This window comes from Microbacterium sp. zg-Y625 (genome assembly GCF_030246925.1).
GTDB lineage: Bacteria > Actinomycetota > Actinomycetes > Actinomycetales > Microbacteriaceae > Microbacterium > Microbacterium jiangjiandongii.
This window is the reverse complement of sequence record NZ_CP126740.1, coordinates 2,434,027-2,452,309: the sequence shown is the minus strand read 5'-3', so window position 1 is coordinate 2,452,309 and position 18,283 is coordinate 2,434,027. Positions and strand designations below refer to the sequence as shown.

Annotated in this window: 18 protein-coding genes; 9 read left to right on the top strand and 9 right to left on the bottom strand. The window is 70.5% G+C overall.

The window, feature by feature from the left end; translation table 11 throughout:
* The first annotated feature begins 13 nt into the window (after positions 1 to 13).
* On the top strand, positions 14 to 907 hold the full coding sequence (locus QNO14_RS11365; RefSeq protein WP_257505390.1) for a hypothetical protein: 894 nt from the start codon (positions 14 to 16) through the stop codon (positions 905 to 907).
* Here the strand turns inward: QNO14_RS11365 and QNO14_RS11360 are convergent.
* Positions 879 to 2,543 carry a SulP family inorganic anion transporter gene (locus QNO14_RS11360; RefSeq protein WP_374113926.1) on the bottom strand — a complete coding sequence of 555 codons (1,665 nt, stop codon included), beginning with the start codon at positions 2,541 to 2,543 and terminating at the stop codon, positions 879 to 881. The two genes, QNO14_RS11365 and QNO14_RS11360, sit on opposite strands and share 29 nt — an antisense overlap.
* Positions 2,527 to 3,546, bottom strand: a complete 1,020-nt coding sequence (locus QNO14_RS11355) for a serine hydrolase domain-containing protein (RefSeq protein ID WP_257505387.1) — start codon at positions 3,544 to 3,546, stop codon at positions 2,527 to 2,529. Before QNO14_RS11355 ends, QNO14_RS11360 begins: the two co-directional genes overlap by 17 nt.
* A gap of 81 nt (positions 3,547 to 3,627) precedes the next feature.
* Here QNO14_RS11355 and QNO14_RS11350 point away from each other — a divergent pair, with 81 nt between their 5' ends.
* The 5 genes from QNO14_RS11350 to QNO14_RS11330 all read left to right on the top strand — a co-directional run bounded on the left by QNO14_RS11350 (position 3,628) and on the right by QNO14_RS11330 (position 8,091).
* A complete protein-coding gene (locus QNO14_RS11350) occupies positions 3,628 to 4,146 on the top strand; it encodes a GNAT family N-acetyltransferase (RefSeq protein ID WP_257505385.1) in 519 nt (172 codons plus the stop codon).
* Positions 4,147 to 4,235: 89 nt separating this feature from the next.
* Positions 4,236 to 4,688 (top strand): SRPBCC family protein, encoded by a 453-nt coding sequence (locus tag QNO14_RS11345; protein WP_257494209.1) that lies wholly within the window; start codon positions 4,236 to 4,238, stop codon positions 4,686 to 4,688.
* 461 nt (positions 4,689 to 5,149) lie between these two features.
* A complete protein-coding gene (locus tag QNO14_RS11340) occupies positions 5,150 to 5,911 on the top strand; it encodes a sulfurtransferase (RefSeq protein WP_257505384.1) in 762 nt (253 codons plus the stop codon).
* 10 nt (positions 5,912 to 5,921) lie between these two features.
* A complete protein-coding gene (locus QNO14_RS11335; RefSeq protein ID WP_257505382.1) occupies positions 5,922 to 6,626 on the top strand; it encodes an NAD-dependent deacylase in 705 nt (234 codons plus the stop codon).
* Between the two features lie 151 nt (positions 6,627 to 6,777).
* Positions 6,778 to 8,091, top strand: coding sequence for an MFS transporter (locus QNO14_RS11330; RefSeq protein WP_257505381.1), 1,314 nt, complete (start codon positions 6,778 to 6,780; stop codon positions 8,089 to 8,091).
* 55 nt (positions 8,092 to 8,146) lie between these two features.
* Here QNO14_RS11330 and QNO14_RS11325 read toward each other — a convergent pair whose 3' ends face one another.
* The 6 genes from QNO14_RS11325 to QNO14_RS11300 form a co-directional block, all read right to left on the bottom strand.
* A complete protein-coding gene (locus tag QNO14_RS11325; RefSeq protein ID WP_257505380.1) occupies positions 8,147 to 8,755 on the bottom strand; it encodes a flavodoxin family protein in 609 nt (202 codons plus the stop codon).
* A gap of 163 nt (positions 8,756 to 8,918) precedes the next feature.
* Positions 8,919 to 9,800 carry a metallophosphoesterase gene (locus QNO14_RS11320; RefSeq protein WP_257505379.1) on the bottom strand — a complete coding sequence of 294 codons (882 nt, stop codon included), beginning with the start codon at positions 9,798 to 9,800 and terminating at the stop codon, positions 8,919 to 8,921.
* Between the two features lie 82 nt (positions 9,801 to 9,882).
* Positions 9,883 to 10,905 carry a LacI family DNA-binding transcriptional regulator gene (locus tag QNO14_RS11315; protein WP_257505378.1) on the bottom strand — a complete coding sequence of 341 codons (1,023 nt, stop codon included), beginning with the start codon at positions 10,903 to 10,905 and terminating at the stop codon, positions 9,883 to 9,885.
* The gene (locus tag QNO14_RS11310) at positions 10,902 to 12,734 is read right to left on the bottom strand and encodes an ABC transporter permease (protein WP_306814693.1); all 1,833 of its coding nucleotides are present in this window, start codon (positions 12,732 to 12,734) and stop codon (positions 10,902 to 10,904) included. Before QNO14_RS11310 ends, QNO14_RS11315 begins: the two co-directional genes overlap by 4 nt.
* 1 nt (position 12,735) lies before the next feature.
* Positions 12,736 to 13,797 (bottom strand): ABC transporter ATP-binding protein, encoded by a 1,062-nt coding sequence (locus QNO14_RS11305; protein ID WP_257494216.1) that lies wholly within the window; start codon positions 13,795 to 13,797, stop codon positions 12,736 to 12,738.
* 20 nt (positions 13,798 to 13,817) lie between these two features.
* Positions 13,818 to 14,897 (bottom strand): extracellular solute-binding protein, encoded by a 1,080-nt coding sequence (locus tag QNO14_RS11300; protein ID WP_257505377.1) that lies wholly within the window; start codon positions 14,895 to 14,897, stop codon positions 13,818 to 13,820.
* Between the two features lie 283 nt (positions 14,898 to 15,180).
* Between QNO14_RS11300 and QNO14_RS11295 the strand changes: the two genes are divergently transcribed.
* From QNO14_RS11295 to QNO14_RS11285, 3 genes are all read left to right on the top strand, one after another.
* Positions 15,181 to 15,675 carry a metallophosphoesterase family protein gene (locus QNO14_RS11295; protein WP_257494218.1) on the top strand — a complete coding sequence of 165 codons (495 nt, stop codon included), beginning with the start codon at positions 15,181 to 15,183 and terminating at the stop codon, positions 15,673 to 15,675.
* 94 nt (positions 15,676 to 15,769) lie between these two features.
* Positions 15,770 to 16,912, top strand: a complete 1,143-nt coding sequence (locus QNO14_RS11290; protein WP_257505376.1) for a zinc-dependent alcohol dehydrogenase — start codon at positions 15,770 to 15,772, stop codon at positions 16,910 to 16,912.
* A gap of 23 nt (positions 16,913 to 16,935) precedes the next feature.
* The gene (locus QNO14_RS11285; protein WP_257494220.1) at positions 16,936 to 17,517 is read left to right on the top strand and encodes a hypothetical protein; all 582 of its coding nucleotides are present in this window, start codon (positions 16,936 to 16,938) and stop codon (positions 17,515 to 17,517) included.
* On the opposite strand, the gene QNO14_RS11280 is transcribed toward QNO14_RS11285, so the two are convergent.
* On the bottom strand, positions 17,468 to 18,274 hold the full coding sequence (locus tag QNO14_RS11280) for a cytochrome c oxidase assembly protein (RefSeq protein WP_257505373.1): 807 nt from the start codon (positions 18,272 to 18,274) through the stop codon (positions 17,468 to 17,470). The genes QNO14_RS11285 and QNO14_RS11280 overlap by 50 nt on opposite strands.
* Between the last annotated feature and the right edge of the window lie 9 nt (positions 18,275 to 18,283).

The window sequence follows — 18,283 nt, the reverse complement described above, 5'->3', positions numbered from 1 at the left end:
CTACGCTCGCGGCATGGTCGACGACGGTGCGGGTGGTGGACGGGCGGCCGACACTGCGCTGCGGCGCACGTACCGGTACCTGCGCCTGGGCGTCGCGGCTACGGTGGTGGCCATCGCGGTGGCGGTCACGCTCGAGAGCCGGCGCGGCGGGCTGCTCGAGTCCATCAGCGCCTACTACTACACCCCGGCCCGCGACGTGCTCGTCGGGGCGCTCATCGCCGGATCCCTCGGCCTGCTGGCCCTGTCGGGACGGGGTGTGCAGCGGGCGCTGCTCGATGCTGCGGCCCTGCTCGCCCCGCTCGTGGCGGTCGTGCCCACCCCCACGCTGGGCTCGGGGTGCGGGGCGACGGCGTGCGTCCCGGCATCCGCGCACCTGTCCGTCGACAACGGTGTGGCGACCTACCTGGTGGTGGGAGCGCTCGCGGTGGTCGTCGCGGTCGTCGTCGGCACACGCGCCGACGCGGGGCAGGCGGCGCTCGCGCGCACCTGGCCCTCGATCGCCCTCGCGGTCGCCGTGCTCACCGCGACCTGGGCCTGGTGGGGGCTCGCGCGGACGTCCTTCCTCGGTTTCGGCCACCTGGTCGCCGCGACCGGGTTCTTCGCGCTGCTCGCAGCCGTCGCCCTCATCGACGCGGGGCGCAGTGACTGGGCGCCGGAGCAGCCGCCGGCGCGCGGCGTGCGCGTGGCCTATGCGGTCGTCGGCGTGCTGCTGGCGGTCGACCTCACCGTGGTCATCTCCGTCGTGGCGATCATGGGCGACGCCGCGATGCGCACTCCTCTCGTGTTCGTCGGCGAGGTCGTCGCGCTGGTGCTGTTCGGCCTGTACTGGGTGCTGCAGACCGTCGGCACGTGGAGCAGCGCCGACCCGCGGCTGGCGGTCAGCGGCCCGGGTCGACCTCGCCGCTGAGCCGGTCGTGCAGGGCGGTGGTCGCCGCGTTCATGCCGACCAGCTCCACATCCGTGCCGCGCTGGGCGTACTTGGTGACGATGGCGTCGATGGCGGCGACCGTGGACGCATCCCAGACGTGCGAGCGCGTCATGTCGATGACGACCCGCTTCGGGTCGTGGGCGTACTCGAACTGGGTCGTGAGGTCGTTGCTGGAGGCGAAGAAGAGCTCGCCGTCGACGGTGTAGCGGGCCACGTCGCCGTCGGGGCTCACCGTGCGCGTCACCGTCGTGAAGTGCGCGACACGGCGGGCGAAGGCGACCATCGCCGTCAGCACGCCGGCGACGACGCCGAGGGCGAGGTTTTCGGTCCAGACGGTGACCGCCACGGTGACGATCATGACGACGGTCTCGCTGCGCGGCATCCGCTTCAGCGTCGCCGGGCGGATGCTGTGCCAGTCGAACGTGGCGACCGAGACCAGGATCATCACCGCGACCAGGGCGGCCATCGGGATGATCGCCACGACGTCGCCGAGGACGACGACGAGGACCAGCAGGAAGGCGCCCGCAAGGAAGGTCGAGATGCGGGTGCGGGCGCCCGACGCCTTCACGTTGATCATGGTCTGGCCGATCATCGCGCACCCGCCCATGCCGCCGAAGAGGCCGGATGCCACGTTGGCGACACCCTGGCCCCAGGCCTCGCGCGTCTTGCCGGAGCGCGTGTCGGTGATGTCGTCGACGAGCTTGGCCGTCATAAGGGATTCCAGCAGGCCCACCGCCGCGACGGCGAGAGCGTACGGGGCGATGATCTGCAGGGTCTCCCACTCGAGTGGGACGTTCGGGAGGAACAGCTGCGGAAGGCTGCGGGGGAGCTCGCCCTGGTCGCCCACGGTGGGCACCGAGACGCCGAGCAGCACGACCGCGCCGGTGAGCACGACGATCGCGATGAGGGGCGCGGGCACGGCCTTGGTCACACGCGGCCAGAGGTACAGGATCGCCAGTCCCGCCGCGACGAGCGGGTACACCGCCCACGGGACGCCGATCAGGTGCGGCACCTGCGAGATGAAGACGAGGATCGCGAGGGCGTTGACGAAGCCCACCATGACGCTGCGCGGGATGAACCGCATGAGCTTGGCGACACCGAGCACCGCCAGCACGATCTGCAGCACCCCCGCCAGAAGCACGGTCGCGACGAGGTAGTCGATGCCGTGCTCGCGCGCCACGGGGGCGATCACGAGGGCCACGGCTCCGGTGGCGGCGGTGATCATCGCCGGACGTCCGCCGGTGAACGCGATGACGACCGCCATCACGAACGACGAGAAGAGGCCCACCCGGGGGTCGACTCCGGCGATCAGCGAGAACGCGATGGCCTCGGGGATGAGCGCGATGGCGACGACGAGACCTGCCAGGGCCTCGCGGGTCAGCAGCCGCGGGTTGCGCAGCGCCTGCAGCACGGTCGGTTCGATGCGGTGGCGGGTCCGGTCTTCGGGGACGGCGACGGACACAGGACTCCTGAGCGAGGACGGGAAGGATGCCGCGGACGGCCGGGCGCGCGGGGGCGTGGGCGGCGGCCCATCGATCCTACGACCCGCGCCCGTGGTGCGGCCCGGCCCGGCCCGGCGTCGGTGCGTCCGCCGACGGTCAGGCGAACGCGGCATCCACCGCCTGCGCCAGCACCGAAGCGACCGGCCACGCACCGTCCGCGGTGTTGCCGATGACGGTGACCGTGGTGTCCTGGGCCGGCAGGTGCGCCGACCAGAAGGACGCGCCGGTGTCGTACCCTTCGGCGATCAGGGCGTCGTGGCTGGCGTGGAGCCAGGTGCCGAGACCGGCGCGCTTGTCCTCGTCGTCGACGTGATGGCGTGGCCGGGTCATCTCGGCGTACGTCTCCGGTGAGACGATGCGCCCACCGCGGAGGGCCCGCCAGAAGGTGTGCACCTCTGCCGCGGTCGTGAAGGCCCCGCCGTCGCCGTTGCCGAGCACCGGCAGGTGCAGGGTGTTCGCGCGGTCGTCCTGGGCGTAGACGTAGCCGACCGCGGTGTCGGCGGGCAGCTCGTCCAGGCGCAGGAAATCGGTGCGCGTGAGCCCTGCCGGTTCGAACACGAGGCGCCTCACGGCGTCGTGATAGCTCTCGCGGGTGACGCGCTCGATGACGATTGCGAGCACGACGTACCCGCCGTTGCAGTACGCGAAGCGCTCGCCGGGGGTGAAGGTCTGCGGCAGGCCGGAGAGGATCGGGAGGAACGCCTCGGCGGTGGTGAGCGTGTGGACCGGGATGCTGAGGACGTAGTCGTCGACCTCACCCTCGGCATCCTCGTCGAGATAGTCGCCGATGCCCGACGTGTGACCCAGCAGGTGCTCGATGGTCACGGCGTCGTCGATGAGCGGCAGATCGTCGCCCAGGATGCTGCGCACCGGCTGGTCCAGGGCGAGGTCGCCGGATTCGATGAGGCGCCAGATCGCGAGCGCGGTGAAGATCTTGCTGCCGCTGGCGATGGCGAACCGGGTCTCGGGGGTGGTCGGAACGGCGAACGCCCGGTGGGCGAGACCGTACGCGCGCTCGAACGTGCGGGCGTCGGCGACGTCGACGGTGACGACGCCGGAGAACGACTCGGCGTCGGCAGCGGCGTCGAGCGCGTCGGGGTCGATGGCGAGTGGCATGGTGTCTCCTTTCGGGTCCATCCACGCTAGGCGATGGCGTCCGGACCCCGCCAGCGCAGCGGGTCGTCCTAGGCTCGAGGCGTGATCTCCCGCACTTTCGAAGACGGCGCGGTGCTGCGCGCCGCCTGGCCGGGCGACGAGCCCGGCATCCTCGCCCGCATCCGCGACCTCGCCGTGTACGAACGCGAACCGGATGCCGTTTTGAACACCGACTCTGCGCTGCGGGAGTCGCTCTTCGGCGCCGAGCCCCGGGTCTTCGCGCATGTCGTCGAGCGCGGCGGGGAGATCGCGGGCATCGCGATCTGGTTCCTCACGTACTCCACGTGGACGGGCCGGCACGGCATCTGGCTCGAGGACCTGTATGTGCAGGAGGCGCACCGGGGTCGCGGCTACGGCAAGGCGCTGATCGCGTCGCTCGCCGCGGTGTGCGTGGAGCGCGGGTACTCACGGCTGGAGTGGACGGTGCTCGACTGGAACGAGCCGTCGATCGCGTTCTACCGCGCGCTGGGCGCGCAGCCGCAGGACGAGTGGACGACGCAGCGGTTGACCGGTGAGGCGCTGCGGGCGCTGGGCGGGCGGAGTCTGCCCGCGCCGGGATAACAGACGATCGGCGCGAGGGCAAGCCCTTCAACACATGGTGGGTGCAGGGGATGCTGGCAGAGCACTGTCCGTTGAGGAAAGGAATGCCCATGGCTCGCATTACCGAGAGCATCGACGTCAATGTCCCGGTGTCGACCGCCTACAACCAGTGGACGCAGTTCGAATCGTTCCCGCAGTTCCTCAGCTTCGTGGAGTCGGTCACCCAGGGCGATGACGAGACGACGCTCTGGAAGGTCAGCGTGGCCGGGGTCGAGCATGAGTTCTCCGCCAAGATCACCGAACAGCACCCGGATGAGCGCGTTGCGTGGAACAGCATCACGGGCGATGTGAACCACGCCGGAGTCGTCACGTTCCACCGACTGGACGACAACACCACTCGAGTGACGGTGCAGCTGGACTGGGAGCCGGAGGGCTTCCGCGAGAAGGTCGGCGCGGCCATCGGCTGGGACGACCACGCGGTCAAGAAGGACCTGAAGAAGTTCAAGGAGTTCATCGAGTCGCGCGGCGCCGAGACCGGCGCGTGGCGCGGCGACATCAGCTGACCCCTGTCGTTCCGGAACCCCGTCGTGCCTCTGGGGCGGCGGGGTTTCGTCTGTCTCGGCTGCGACTGCCGCCGCGCCGCGCCGCGCCGCGCCGCGCCCGGCTGACGTCGCCGCCCGCCCGGTCGCCGGGCTGACCGCTCATGTTCTCTCGTTTGCGCATGTGAGTTCCGGTTCACACAGCCCTGGTGGCGCGGTGGACATCGAGGCATGGTCGGGCAGCCACCGGAACCTGTGTGAGCGGGAACTCACACGCGTGGGGAGGTGGTCTCGCGACCGCAGCCTGTGCGCGGCGTCTCGCCTGACATCCGGTGAGAGGGGGTGGTCCGCAGTGACGTGTGTGAGCACGAACTCACATGCGCGAATGGGGGACCGACGAAAATTCGCGGTTGTCGGCGGCGCCCGGCGATCGCGGCGCCCGACGCCGGCGCGCTCGCGTCGACCGGCTCCGTAAGCTGGAGTCCGTGCCCGCCGTGCTCAACGTCTCCGCCTATCTCTTCACGCGGCTCGACGATGCGCCCGAGCTCCGTCCGCTCCTGCGCGGGCGTGCGCTTGCGGCGGGACTGAAAGGCACCATCCTGCTCGCCGAGGAGGGGATCAACCTCTTTCTCGCCGGCGACGCCGATGCAGTGCGAGGGTTCATCGACGACCTGCGTGCCGACCGGCGCTTCGCGGCGCTGACCACCAAGGAGAGCTGGTCCGGCGAGCAGCCCTTCGGAAAGATGCTCGTGAAGGTCAAGCGGGAGATCATCCGCATGGACCGTCCCACGATCCGCCCCGAGTCCGGCCGCGCTCCCGCCGTGGCGCCGGCGACGCTGCGCCGCTGGCTCGACCAGGGCCACGACGACGACGGCCGCGAGATCGTGCTGCTGGACACCCGCAACGCGTTCGAGGTCGACTACGGCACGTTCCGCGGCGCCGTGGACTGGCGCATCGAGCGCTTCACGCAGTTTCCGGATGCCGCGGCCTCGCATCGCGACGACCTGGCAGGCAAGACGGTCGTCAGCTTCTGTACCGGCGGCATCCGCTGCGAGAAAGCCGCGATCCACCTGCGCGAGGAGGGCGTCCACGCGCTCCAGCTCGACGGCGGCATCCTGGGTTACTTCGAGCAGGTCGGCGGCGACCACTGGGCGGGGGAGTGCTTCGTGTTCGACGATCGAGAAGCCCTATCGCCGGATCTCGCGCCGCTGCAGCCGGCGCTGTCGGGGTCCGCCGCCCGCGAGTAGCGTCGAAACCATGAGCGCGCGCATCGTGGTCCTCACCGGTGCCGGAGTCTCGGCGGAGTCCGGAATCCCGACCTTCCGCGCCGTCGATGGGCTGTGGGAGCAGCACCGCATCGAGGACGTGGCGACTCCAGAGGGGTTCGCGCGCAACCCCGCCCTCGTGCAGGAGTTCTACGACCAGCGGCGCCGCGCCGCGCGGGCGGCTGAGCCCAACCCCGCGCACCGCGCCTTGGCCGAACTCGAGGAGGCCACGGCCGGCGACGTGCTCATCGTCACGCAGAACGTCGACGACCTTCACGAGCGGGCGGGATCCCGGCGGGTGATCCACATGCACGGCGAGCTGGCCAGTGCGCTCTGCACCCGGTGCGGGGCCCACGTGCCGTGGACCGAGGACCTGGCCCACGAACCGCCGTGTCCGCGCTGCGGGGCCCACGCGCTGCGCCCGGACATCGTCTGGTTCGGCGAGATGGTCTACAGGCTCGACGAGATCTACGACGCGGTGGGGGCCTGCGAGCAGTTGTGGGTCATCGGCACGTCCGGCAACGTCTCGCCGGCATCCGGCCTGCACGCGCTGGCGCGAGCGGTCGGCGCCAAGACGGCGCTGCTGAATCTCGAGGCCCACGACGACACGTCGCTGTTCGACGAGGTGGTGCTGGGGTCGGCATCCGTCGTCGTGCCGGCATACGTGCGCCGCGAGCTGGAGCGCGCCTCCGGTTGAGCGGCGGGGCGAGCAGTCGCCCTCGCGCCGCGCCGGCTTGGTATCCTTGAAATGGTGCGTCCGGGCTCTCCGACGCACGACACGGTGCATCTACCTGCTGGAAAGGCAAGGCGGCACGTCTGAACCTGCCCGCCGAACCGAGGACTTCACCATGTCTGCTCCCGCCGCCGTTGATGATCGCCCGCTGATCGTCCACACCGGTCCCTGGTACTTCCCGATCGCGTTCCTCGCGCGACTGCCGTTCGCCATGATGGTCGTCGGCGTGCTGACCCTCGTGGTTTCATCCACCGGCTCGGTGGCCCTCGGAGGCCTGACCTCTGCCGCCGTCGGCATCGGCACGGTCCTCGCCGGTCCGGTGGTCGGCGACGCGGTCGACCGTCTCGGCCAGCGGCGGGTGCTCGTGCCGCTGGGGCTGGTCAACAGCGCGCTGCTGGCGGCGTTCCCGTTCGTGGTGGCTGCGGCGACGGCGGATTGGATGCTGCTTCTCACGGCCCTGTTCATCGGCCTGACCGCTCCGCAGGCGGCGGCGATGTCGCGCAGCCGGCTGATGGCGATCATCCGCGAACGCCTGTCGGTGTCGCGCCGCGAACGCACGTTCTCGCGCACGATGGCGTACGAATCAGCAGCCGACGAGACGGCATTCGTCATCGGACCCGTGGTCGTCGGCATCCTCGCCTCGTTCATCGCTCCCTGGGCGCCCGTCGCCGGCGCCGCCGTGCTGAGCTTCGTCTTCGTCACCGCGTTCGCGCTGCATCCGACTGCGCGCGCGGCCTCCCCCGCCGCAGGAGACGAGCCGGCTGTGATCGCGCCCGCGCGCGAGCTGCTGCGCGCGCCGGTGCTGGTCATCGTGGCGGCCACCTTCGCGGTCGGCGCGTTCTTCGGTGCGACGCTGACGTCGCTCACCGCCTTCATGGATGTGCAGGGCGACGTGGATTCGGCGGCGCTGCTCTACGGCGTGATGGGGATCGGGTCGGCCGTGCTGGCGCTCGCGGTCGCGGTGCTGCCGACGCGGTTCGCGCTGCGGTGGCGTTGGATGCTGTTCGCGGCCGTGCTCGTGGCGGCCACCGCCGCCTTCACATTGAGCGGAACGGTCACCGCCGTCACCGTCGCGCTGGCGATCATGGGGCTGGGCGTCGGTCCGACCCTGGTGACGCTGTTCAGCCTCGCCGGAGCCCGCGCCCCGATCGGACGCACCGCGACCGTGATGACGGTGCTCGGCTCGTCCGTCGCGCTCGCGCAATCGCTGGCGTCGGCCGTGACCGGCGCGGTCGCCGAGGACTTCGGTGCCGAGACGGCGATGGTGTTCCCCCTCGTCGCGGCGGGGGTCGTGCTGCTGCTCGCCGTGGTGAACGTGGCGGTGGAGCGGCGCGCGCGGCGCGTGTCGGTGGTTTCGGTGGACGCGGTGGCTTCGGTGGACGCAGGGGGCCCTGTTGAGGCGGTTGCGGAGGGCGTTCGCGACGACTGAACCGGTGACGGGGGCGCGCGGCATCCGACGGAAGCCGCGCGCGCCCGTGCGCGGGTCAGGACGTGGGAGCGGGGAAGGGGCGCTCCTTCAGGAGCGTCGCCAGGTGCGCGGCGTGGCGCGCCACGGTCTCGGTGGTGGTCGCCACGGCTTCGGGGGTCTCTTCGAGGTCCTTGTAGTCGGTGGTCTGCATGGCCTCGCCGTTCCAGTAGACGCTGCCCTGCGACGGGATCGTGAACCCGACGTCGTTGAGGCCCTGGAAGGCATCCGCGATGACGGCGTGCGCCCCGTCCTCGTTGCCGACCACGGCCACGACCGCCACCTTGCCGGCGAGGATCGGGCGGCCCTCGTCGTCGGTCTCGGAGATTTCGGCATCCAACCGCTCCATCACGCGCTGCGCGACGCTGGACATGTGACCCACCCAGGTGGGTGTCGCGAAGACGAGGATGTCGGATGCCAGCACACGCCCCCGGATCAGGGGCCACGCGTCGCCGTCGCCCATGTCGGCTTCGACGCCGGGCTTGACGTCGTGATCGACCACGCGGATGGTCTCGCCCGTCACGTCGTACGGGGCGAGCGCGTCGAGCACCTGCTGGGCCAGCAGATCGGTGCTGGACTCGGAGGGCGAGGGCTTGAGGGTGCAGTTGAGGACGAGGGCGCGAAGCATGGGGATTCCTTTCGGTTTCACCTCAGGCTATGAACCGCGGCGAACCCGTCCCAGTGCTTGACAGCCCGCCCCGCGCCGCCGAGTGAGTATTGGGCCCGCCGAGTGAGTACTCCCCGCGAATACTCACTCGGCCCCGCGAATACTCACTCGGCGCCGCGAATACTCACTCGCGCCAGGCGATGCCGGCGGCGGCGATGCGCCGGGCGGCCTCGTCGGCGGGCACGTGCTCGCCGACGGTGGACCCGCGGCCCAGCGCGACCGCGGAGTGCACGATCGTGTCGGCGTACACCTGCACCAGGTTGTAGCCCTGCGCGGCATCCTGGCCCCGCGTCGACCCCACGGTGGTCGCGAGATCCTGCCCGTACGCGCTCGACGACGCAACGGCGACGGGAATGCCGGCGAACGTGCCGAACGACGGGTGGTGCACATGCCCCGACAGGATCGCCCGCACGTCCGACCCCCGCAGCACGTCGGCGAGCTCCTGCTGGCCGCGCAGCTCCACCGTCACCGCGAGATCGAGCACCGTCGGAAGCGGCGGGTGGTGCACCACGAGCAGGCTCCCCTCGGGCGCGCGCTGCGAGAGCTCGTCGCGCAGCCATGCCTCCTGCTCGGGCCCGACCTCGCCCCAGTGCGCGCCCGGCACGGTCGAATCGAGCACCAGCACCCGCAGCCCGCCGAACCAGCGGGTGAAGCACACGGGGGATGCCGGGTCGGCCGCTTCCGGCAGCGGCAGCTCCGCGCGCATGGCGGCGCGGTCGTCGTGGTTGCCCGCCGCCCACACCACCTCGGCGCCGATCCGCTCGGCGACGGGCTCGACGAGCGCGCGCAGCCGGCGGTACGCCGACCGATCGCCCCGATCGACGAGGTCGCCGGCCAGCAGCAGCGCGTCCGGGCGCAGGCCACTCGTCTCGATCCGGTCGAGCAGCACCGCCAGGTGCCCGTCGGCGTCGGCAGCGCCGTACAGGGGCGAGTGCTCCCCGGGCAGGTGGGTGTCGGCCAGGTGCACGAAGGTCTTCGCGGGCCGGGGGTGTTCGCTGACGATCATCGGGTCGTTCCTTCGGGGGTCTCGGGAAGGGCGCGGATGCGGCACGGGAATCGGGCGGCGACACCCGGCGCGCGCCGCAGGTTCAGGACGGCGTGGCCGCCGTCGATCCGGGGACGAGGGGTCCGGCATGCGAGCGACGGATCACTCCGTCGTCACCGGAACCGAGAAGGTGCTGCATCGCCTCGACGGTCTCGCGCGCCACCTGCTCGACGGGGATGCGCACCGTGGTGAGACCCAGCAGGTCGGCGCCGGGGAGGATGCCGTCGCACCCGGTGACGCTGAGGTCACGGGGGACGTCGAGGTGCGCCGCCCGCGCGGCGCGGAGCACCGCCAGCTGGCGGTAGTCCGAGGGGCACAGCACGGCGGTGATCCGTCCGGAAGAGGCGAGGGCGAGCGCCGCGTCCACGCCGTCATCCGGCGCGGCCGACACCGGCACCGTCTCGACCTCGACGCCGGCGGCCTCGAGCCGGTCCCGCATCGCGGTGGCGCGCACGTGCTCGGGGAAGGATGCCGCCGGGTCCGTCGCCAGCACCGCGACCCTGCGGTGCCCGAGGGAGTGGATGTGATCGGCCAGCAGTGTGCCGTGCGTGTGCTCGTCATAGGCGACCGAGTGCACGCGGTCGCCGGTGGCGTCCCGGCCGGCGCGGATGATCGGCACCTGGTCGGCGAAGGGGTCCAGCTGTGCGCTCGTCACACCGCCGGTGGCGACGATGAGGCCCGCCACCCGCATGCCCAGCAGCCGCTGCAGGGCGGTGACCTGCTTCGTGCCGCCGGTGTCGGCGCCGATCGTCACGGTCACCAGATCCAGTCCGCACCGGTTCGCTTCGTCCTGCAGGCACGAGAACAGCAGGCCGTAGGCCGGGTTGCTGGCGTCGCGCAGCAACAGCCCGACGGTGCCGGTGCGCCCGGCGGCGAGCTCGGCCGCCATCGTGTTCGGCACGTAGCCCAGGCGCTCGCTGATGTCGAGGATGCGCGCGCGGGTCTCTTCCGCGAAGCGCCCTTCGCCCTTCAGCGCCCGGGTCGCCGTGGCCCGCGAGACGCCTGCGGCCGCGGCGACGTCGCTGATCGTCACCCGCAGGGGCGGGCGGTCGGGCACGTCGCTCATGCGTGGTCGCTCCGACCGCGCCGGCGAGGACTTCCGGCTCGCGCTCCGCGGCCGTACACGAAATACATCACCAGACCCATGATGATCATGAGCAGCACGGTGTAGACGAACGTGATCGGCATGGCGTCGAGGTTGTTCTCGCCGCGGGTGCTCTCCTGGATCGCGACGCCGAGCGGCTTGTACAGCGGGTGGTAGAGGAAGATCGCCGCGTCGTAGTCGTCGAGCAGGCTGTTGAAGTTCAGCGCGGTGATCGCCGCCGCGGTGGGCAGCACCAGGGGGATGATGACCCGCCGGAACGCCGTCAGCGACTTCGCGCCGAGGATGCGCGAGGCATCCTCCAGCGAATCCGGCACCGAGGCGAAGGCCGCCTTCAGCAGGCGAAGCGTGAACGGGATCTTGATGACGATGTAGGCCACCAGCAGCAGCACCGGGGTGCCGGTGAGCACGGCGCCGGCGACCCAGCCGTTGGGGCGGTCGAAGGTCATGACGAGCCCCAGGGCGATGAGCACCGTGGGCAGGATCCACGGGATGTGCAGCACGTACTCGATGAGCGACGTCACCGGGTTGCGGTAGCGCTGCAGCAGGCGGGCGACGAAGAGCAGCCCGACCACGACGATCACCGACGCCAGGGCGCTGTAGACGACGCTGACGATGAACGGGCGGATCGCTCCGGGGGTGGTGAACACCGTGATGTAGTTCTGCAGCGTGAAGCTGTCGAGGGTGATGCTGCCGGCGAGGATGCTGCGGGCGTCGACGAACGAGAACAGCACGATCAGCACGACCGGGATGAGGTAGATCAGCCACACGAGGTAGGCCAGCACGTGCACGACGGCGTTGGCGACCGGGTTGGGGATCGGCTGCTTCTGGATGGGGGTGGCGACCTTGGCCACCGAGAAGTAGACGCCCGACTTCTCGGCGCGGTTCATGATCGCCAGCAGCACGATCGTCGCGAGTCCCAGCACGATCGCCAGGAGCGCCGCGATGTCGCGGGTCACGGGGCTGCGGGAGAGGTCGACGATGAGGGGGGCCACGGTCTGGAAGTCCGGACCGCCGAGCACGAGCGGGGCGGTGAGGGCCCCCAGGCCGATGAGGAAGGTCAACACGGTGACGGCGAAGAGCATCGGCCGCATCACCGGCAGCACGATGCGGCGCAGGATCGTCCACGTGGAGGCGCCCATGAGCTTCGCCGCCTCGATGGAGGCGAAGTCGATCTTCGCCAGCGACGACGACAGGAAGAGCATGTGGTTGGTCGTGGTCGCGAAGGTCATCACGAACACGACGGCGAAGTAGCCCGAGAACCAGTCGCGGTCGAGGTCCGGCCAGATGTTCAGCGCCAGGTTCGTCACGAACCCGAACCGGCCGTAGATGAAGTTGTAGCCGGCGGCCAGCACGATGCCGCCGTAGATGAGCGTCGTGGCGTAGCCGAGCCACAGCACGCGCGACCCGCGGACGCGGAAGTACTGCGTGACCAGCACGATGAAGACACCCACGATGTTGACGGTGATCGACAGCGTCACCGCCAGCAGGAAGCTGTTGCCCAGCGTGCGCATCGCCCGTTCGCTGCCGAGGAGCTTCTCCACGGCCCGCACGCTGAACTGTCCGTCGGGGAAGAAGGTCGTCCCCAGCAGCGAGAGGTTGGGGAGCACGAGGAACGCCGCGGCGAACCACAGCACGGCGACGCCGGTGACCCACACGAGGGGCGAGCGCACCATGGCGCGCGCCTGGCCGGAGCCGCGCCGACCCCGCCTGCCGGCGCGGGCCGGCGGCACGGGGGCGGCCGCGGCCGGAAGCTCGTCCGCCTCCGGCGGCGGGGGAGCGCTGAACGCCATCTCAGGCTCCCGGGTACTGCAGGACCCAGCGCGGATCGATGCCGAGGGTGACCTGCGTCCCCGGCTCCCACCGCTTCGCAGCGGCGGAGCCGGGCACGCTCACGCGCAGCTTCGCGTCGTCGACGGCGACCGTGTAGACGCTGTGGCTGCCGTGGTACGTGCGCCCTTCGACGGTGCCTTCGACGGACGGAATGCCCGCGACGGCCCCCGACGCCGGTGCTCCCACCGTGACGGCGACCTTCTCGGGGCGCACGTAGCTCTCCGCGTTCTCATCGAGAAGGGGGAGGTCGGATGCCGCGCCGCTCGCGGCCGCGCTCTCGCGCAGCCGCCGCAGCACGGCCGGGGTGAGGCGGTTGCTCTCCCCGATGAACCGGCAGACGAACGAGGTGGCGCTGCGGTCGTAGATCTCCTCAGGGGTGCCGACCTGCTGCAGCTCACCGGCATCCAGTACCGCGATGCGGTCGCTGAGGGTCAGCGCCTCCTCCTGGTCGTGCGTGACGTAGACGGTCGTGACGCCGACCTCGCTCTGCAGCTGCTTCAGCTGCTCGCGCAGCTGCACCCGCAGCTTCGCGTCGAGGTTCGACAGCGGCTCGTCGAGCAGCAGGATCTTGGGGGTCAGCACCAGCGCACGGGCGATCGCCACCCGCTGCTGCTGACCCCCCGACAGCTCCGCGACGTTCTTCTCGAGCTGCGCCGACGCGAGGCCGGTGCGGTCGGCGATCTCGTCGACCAGCCGGCGCTGCTCGGCCTTGGAGCTCTTGCGCACAGCCAGCCCGAAGGCGATGTTCTCGCGCACGTTCATGCTCGGGAACAGGGCGTAGTTCTGGAAGACCATCCCCACGCCGCGCTTCTCGCTGGGCACATTAGTGACGTCGCGATCGCCGATGACGATGCGTCCCGCCGTCGGCTGGATGAAGCCGGCGAGCGAACGCAGCGCGGTGGTCTTGCCGCAGCCCGAGGGCCCCAGCAGCGTGAAGAACTCGCCCTCGCGGATCTCGAGGCTGAGCCCCCGCACCGCGCGGTGCTCACCGAAGGTGACGTCGACGTCGTCGAAGCGGATCACTGTCTGTGCCTGTCGCCTTCTCAGCCGATGTACTCGAGCGTGACCTTCTCGACCCAGTCGCCGAGGTGCTCGCTCACGAGGCCGAAGTCGATGTCCTGGCGCGGGATCTCGGCCAGCTGTGCCACCACGTCGGGGTTGGCCTGCTCGACGGCGGCCTCGTTGACCGGCATGGCGTTGAACTCAGCGGCGAAGGCGCCCTGCACGTCGGCGCTGCCGAACCAGTCGATGAACTCCTGCGCGCGCGTCTCGTTGGCGGCGCCGTTGATGAGGGAGATCTGCTCGGTCACGTAGGGAACGCCGTACTCGGGCACGACGAGGCCCGTGCTGGTGCCGTACTCCTCGTCACGGGCGGCGATGCCGCTGGAGGGCAGCACGCCGAAGTCGACCTCGTCACGGGTGATGCGGGCATACAGGTCGGTGCCCTCCACGAGGGGGGAGCCGTTGGCGTAGTACGACTCCACGATCTCCCAGCCCTCGTCGCTGACGCCCAGGTCGCCGTCCTCGTCGAGGTGGCGGCTGAGGATGCCGGCGAGCACGAGCTGCGGCGTCGCCTGACCGAGTGCGGGGTTGACCTCATAGCGGCCCTGGTAAGCCTCGTCCGTCGCGAGCTGCTCGATGTCGTCGGGGGCGTCCGAGACGGTGTTCTCGTCGTAGACGGTGACGATCGCCTGCTGCACGAGCGGCCAGTAGGCGCCGTCGGCGGGGTCGCCGGCGTCGGCAGGAACCTCACCGCTCCAGCTCGGCTCGTAGGCGACGATGGCGTCTTCGGCCTTCAGCTGCTCGAAGAACATGTTGTTGAGACCGAACACCACGTCGCCGACGGGGTTGTTCTTCTCGGCGATGATGCGGTTGGTGAGGTCGGCGCCGCCGAGACCCACGATCTCGATGTCGAAGCCGGCCTCTTCGGCCTGCGCCTGGATCCACTCGCCGCGGCCGTCCGAGTTGGAGTTCGTGTAGACGATGAGCGTTCCGTCCGACGAGCCGGTGTCGCCGGCGTCGGCCTCGGTCTCGGCGTCTCCGCCGGCGCACCCGCTGAGGGCGAGCACGGCGACAGTCGCCGCTCCCATGACCGCCAGGTGCCTCTTGCGTGATCCAAACATGCTGTGCCTCTCGCTCTTCATTGAGGTGGGTCCCACCAGGGGGACACTACCTCAAACGTTTGTCATCATCCAACAACGAAGCGCCGCTTTCGTAAGTGCGGTCGCGCGTTCGCAATCAACGTATGGGCCGAAGGTGAACGGGGCGCATGCGGCGCATGAACACTGCCCCCTCCCGTACTGGCCCGCCGGACCGCTGGTGTCAAGCCCTCATTCCCCGTTCCGGCCATCGGTGAGGGTGGAGGGCGACGAAGGAGCGCGACATGACCGACGAACGACACCGGCCGTGAGCACTCGGCTGCTGATGGTGTCCGACACCCACATCCCGGGGCGCGCGCGCCGGCTCCCCGACGCGCTGCTGCACGCAGCGGATGCCGCGGACCTCGTGATCCACGCCGGCGACTGGGTCGCGGCATCCGTCCTCGACGAGCTGGAGCGGCACGCCCCGGTGCTCGGCGTCTACGGCAACAACGACGGCGCCGACCTGCGCGACAGGCTGCCCGAGATCGCGCGGCGTGAGATCGACGGCGTACGGGTCGCGGTGATCCACGAGACCGGTGACGCGCGCCGGCGGGAGACGCGGATGGATGCCGCCTTCGCCGACGCCGACCTGCTGGTCTTCGGCCACAGCCACATCCCGTGGGACACCACGACCCCCGGCGGACTGCGGCTTCTCAACCCCGGATCGCCGACCGACCGCCGCCGGCAGCCCCACCACACGATGATGACCGCCGAGCTCGACGCCGGAGAGCTGCGCGACGTGCGACTGGTCACCCTCTGACGGCGGCCTCTGTGCCATGCCAGCGCTGGCTTGGCAACCCCCGCGTACCGCGCCGGTGGCCGCGCCACACTGAAGAACCGACAAGGAGGCGCGAATGAAAGCCATGACCTACCGCGGGCCTTACAAGCTCCGCGTGGAAGAGAAGCCCGATCCGAAGATCGAGCACCCCAACGACGCGATCGTTCGGGTGGAGCTCGCCGCGATCTGCGGTTCCGATCTGCACCTGTACCACGGCATGATGCCCGACACCCGGGTGGGCCACACGTTCGGCCACGAGTTCATCGGCAGGGTGGAGCAGGTCGGCTCGTCGGTGCAGAACCTGTCGGTCGGCGACCGCGTCATGGTGCCCTTCAACATATTCTGCGGCAGCTGCTTCTTCTGCTCCCGCGGGCTCTTCTCCAACTGCCACAACGTCAACGCCAACGCCACGGCGGTCGGCGGCATCTACGGCTACTCGCACACCGCCGGCGGATACGACGGCGGGCAGGCCGAGCTCGTGCGCGTGCCGTTCGCCGACGTGGGACCGGCTGTGATCCCCGACGGCGTCAACCCCGAAGACGCCCTGCTGCTGACGGACGCCTTCTCGACGGGCTACTTCGGCGCGCAATTGGCCGACATCGTCGAGGGCGACACCGCGGTGGTGTTCGGCGCCGGTCCCATCGGGCTGGCCGCCGCCCGCTCGTGCTGGCTGATGGGTGCCGGTCGCGTGATCGTCGTGGACTACCTGGACTATCGCCTTCGCAAGGCCGAGGAGTTCGCCCACGCCGAGACGATCAACTTCGGCCAGGTGAACGACATCGTCCTCGAGCTGAAGAAGCAGACCGGCGGACTCGGCGCCGACGTCGTGGTCGAGGCGGTCGGCGCCGAAGCCGACGGGCACATCATGCAGCACGTCACGGCGGCCAAGCTCAAGCTGCAGGGCGGTTCGCCGGTGGCCCTCAACTGGGCGATCGACTCGGTGCGCAAGGGCGGCACGATCTCGGTGATGGGCGCCTACGGGCCGCTGTTCAGCGCCGTGAAGTTCGGCGACGCCATGAACAAGGGCGTCACGATGCGCATGAACCAGGCCCCGGTCAAGCGGCAGTGGCCGCGGCTGCTCGAGCACATCGCTGCGGGGCACATCAAGCCCAGTGAGATGATCACCCACCGCATTCCGCTCGAGCACATCGCCGAGGGGTACCACATCTTCTCGTCGAAGCTCGACGACATCATCAAGCCCGTCATCACGGTGGCCTGAGCGCCGTTTCGAAGGAGACCGACATGCCTTACACCGCAGACAAGCCCGGTTCCACCCCCGACCCCGAGGCGCTGCGCGCCCGCATCCCCGGCTGGGGCGCCGACCTCGACCCGGCAGACCGGCCCGCGTTCCCGCGAGAGCAGCCGGGCATCGAGACCGGTGCTCACTGGGAGCTGCCCCCGCAGCAGGCCGGCGCGAGCGGCCGCGAGCGCTCGATCGAGCACGAGCGCGTCACGCCCGTCTTCGGCACCGCCCAGCCGCTGCACGGCATCTCCGGACGCATCCGCCGGTTCGCATACGACCGCTTCAGCGAAGGGCAGACCGCACACTGGCTGCTGCTCGTGGCGGGAGACCGGGTGGATGCCGTCACCGCCCACGTCACCTCGCTCTTCAGCAAGCGTCCCGACGACCCGATCACCGAGTCGGGCGTGGCGGGAGAGATCGCCCACCACCCGATCGCCTCGCGCGTCGGACGAGGGCGCATCGACCTGAAGCACGCCTGGCTCGACCCCATCCTCGTGATCGGACCGTGGGTCGTGGCGTCGGTTCTGGCGATCAAGCTCGTTCGAGCCGTGTTCCTGCCGGCCTCGAAGCGCGGGAAGTGACACCGGTCGCCCGGTACCACTGCGCGCAGAAGATCACGATCGTGACCGCTTCGACCCACGCGCCCGTGTAGTACATCAGCTGCGCCCCCGCCCGCACGTCGAGGACATCGAGACCTGCGGGCGGGTTGGCGTAGAGGTACTTCGCCAGGATGCCGTGCGAGGCCATCGTCGCCACGAGCACGATCGACGTCAGCACGCGCCCCGGCGGGTGGGGGCGGGGATCGAGCCCGATCACGGCGGCGAGGAAGAGGTACCCGGCCGCGACCAGGTGCGCGTGCACCAGCACGTGCACGAGCGGCTGCGTGCGCATCGCGTCGAAGAGCGGCGTGAGGTAGATCAGCCAGAGGCCACCGGCATTGATCACGGCGGCCGGGATCGGGTGGGACAGGAACCGTGCGGGGGCGCTGCGCAGCAGCCGGCTCAGGCGCCGGGCGGGGGTGACGTCGAGGGTGCGCAGGGCGAGGGTGACGGGGGCGGCCAGCACCATCAGCAGCGGGGCCGCCATGCCGCCCAGCAGATGCGCCCACATGTGGGCCGTGAAGCTCTCATGGGCGGCCGCAGCCAGCGGACCCGCCGCAGCGGCGGCGCCGGCCGCGATCCCGGCGCACCACAGCACCGTGCGCGACACGGGCCAGTCGCGGCCGCGTCGGCGTGAGCCGGCGACGCCGCCGAGGTAGCAGGCCACCGCCACGACGGCGACGAACACGACGAGCGCGTCGAGCGATCCGCCGCCGCCATGCGCGTGTGTGGCATCCATGCGTACGCG

Excerpts from the sequence above, each read along its gene's own strand:
- QNO14_RS11365 (WP_257505390.1), top strand. The coding sequence starts at position 14 with ATGGTCGACGACGGTGCGGGTGGTGGACGGGCGGCCGACACTGCGCTG.
- QNO14_RS11360 (WP_374113926.1), bottom strand. The coding sequence starts at position 2,543 with ATGCCGCGTTCGCCTGACCGTCGGCGGACGCACCGACGCCGGGCCGGG.
- QNO14_RS11355 (WP_257505387.1), bottom strand. The coding sequence starts at position 3,546 with ATGCCACTCGCCATCGACCCCGACGCGCTCGACGCCGCTGCCGACGCC.
- QNO14_RS11345 (WP_257494209.1), top strand. The coding sequence starts at position 4,236 with ATGGCTCGCATTACCGAGAGCATCGACGTCAATGTCCCGGTGTCGACC.
- QNO14_RS11335 (WP_257505382.1), top strand. The coding sequence starts at position 5,922 with ATGAGCGCGCGCATCGTGGTCCTCACCGGTGCCGGAGTCTCGGCGGAG.
- QNO14_RS11330 (WP_257505381.1), top strand. The coding sequence starts at position 6,778 with ATGTCTGCTCCCGCCGCCGTTGATGATCGCCCGCTGATCGTCCACACC.
- QNO14_RS11325 (WP_257505380.1), bottom strand. The coding sequence starts at position 8,755 with ATGCTTCGCGCCCTCGTCCTCAACTGCACCCTCAAGCCCTCGCCCTCC.
- QNO14_RS11320 (WP_257505379.1), bottom strand. The coding sequence starts at position 9,800 with ATGATCGTCAGCGAACACCCCCGGCCCGCGAAGACCTTCGTGCACCTG.
- QNO14_RS11315 (WP_257505378.1), bottom strand. The coding sequence starts at position 10,905 with ATGAGCGACGTGCCCGACCGCCCGCCCCTGCGGGTGACGATCAGCGAC.
- QNO14_RS11310 (WP_306814693.1), bottom strand. The coding sequence starts at position 12,734 with ATGGCGTTCAGCGCTCCCCCGCCGCCGGAGGCGGACGAGCTTCCGGCC.
- QNO14_RS11300 (WP_257505377.1), bottom strand. The coding sequence starts at position 14,897 with ATGTTTGGATCACGCAAGAGGCACCTGGCGGTCATGGGAGCGGCGACT.
- QNO14_RS11290 (WP_257505376.1), top strand. The coding sequence starts at position 15,770 with ATGAAAGCCATGACCTACCGCGGGCCTTACAAGCTCCGCGTGGAAGAG.
- QNO14_RS11285 (WP_257494220.1), top strand. The coding sequence starts at position 16,936 with ATGCCTTACACCGCAGACAAGCCCGGTTCCACCCCCGACCCCGAGGCG.
- QNO14_RS11280 (WP_257505373.1), bottom strand. The coding sequence starts at position 18,274 with ATGGATGCCACACACGCGCATGGCGGCGGCGGATCGCTCGACGCGCTC.